A 946-nucleotide genomic window follows, 5' to 3' on the forward strand; every position below is an offset into this window, starting at 1 on the left:
ACCTTTTTCTGTTGCCACTTCTGACAAGATAGCTGCTAACCTTATTTTTACTTGGCCCACTAATACTTTCTTGCGTATGCATGGGAATCCAAACTAAATGGACGTGGGCCAAACCTACTGAATGGTTGCCGTGTCGGTATATTTTTTGTCGATTTTTCATGTTGATGGGTTGACATTTATCGACCCCTTGATTAGAATGGAAACCTGAGCAAAAAAACTAAGAAACAAACAAAAAGTTATGGATGTCAACAGGTTTTATTGCATCCAGATAAAGACCGGCGGGCTGTATTAGAATATTTGTGCGGTGAGGCAAACAAAGTATTTAATTGCTCTGTTTATTATGCCCGACAAGTTTGGTTTAAAAAAAATCGATTGGTCACTAAAGGCGAAGCAGGCAGATGAAGTGGAACAGACATTTTAACGCGATGTATGCTTCTAGTGCCCAACAAATATGCAACGGCGTTGTTGAATCTTTGAGCAGCTTTAAAGAATTACTCAAGCTATTTGGGAAAGGTGAATTGGCTAATAAGCCTAAACTACCCAATTACCGAAAACCAGGTTTATTTACCGTTTCTTATCCTAAAAAATGGTTGAAGCTCACCGATAAAGGGATTAAAGTTCCATTAGGACGTAAGGTAAAAGCATGGTTTGGATTGGAGGCATTCTACATTCCGATAGCGAGTAATTTAGACTGGAACTCAATTAAAGAAATTAGGATTTTACCCCGCCACGGTTGCTTTTATACCGAGTTTGTTTATGAGATGAAAATTCAGTCAGTTAAGTTAGACCCGGATAAAGCTATTTCTATTGACCACGGCTTAGACAACTGGTTAACTTGTGTAGATACTCAAGGCAATAGCTTTATTATTGACGGTAAACATCTCAAGTCAAAAAATCAGTGGTACAACAAGCAAATTGCGACAATTAAAAAAAATAAACCTCAAGG

At 37.9% G+C, this 946-nt stretch carries 1 protein-coding gene and 1 pseudogene; one reads left to right on the forward strand and one right to left on the reverse strand.

Translation table 11 applies throughout. The annotated features are described in order from the left end of the window. A pseudogene (locus AC0QH1_RS04990) lies at window positions 1–160 on the reverse strand (transposase); the annotation flags it as partial. Between the two features lie 265 nt (window positions 161–425). Between AC0QH1_RS04990 and AC0QH1_RS04995 the strand changes: the two are divergent. Continuing rightward, window positions 426–946, forward strand: a 521-nt coding sequence (locus AC0QH1_RS04995; RefSeq protein ID WP_324629815.1) for a transposase, incomplete at its 3' end; no start/stop codon positions are given.

Source organism: Phormidium sp. CCY1219, assembly GCF_055795085.1.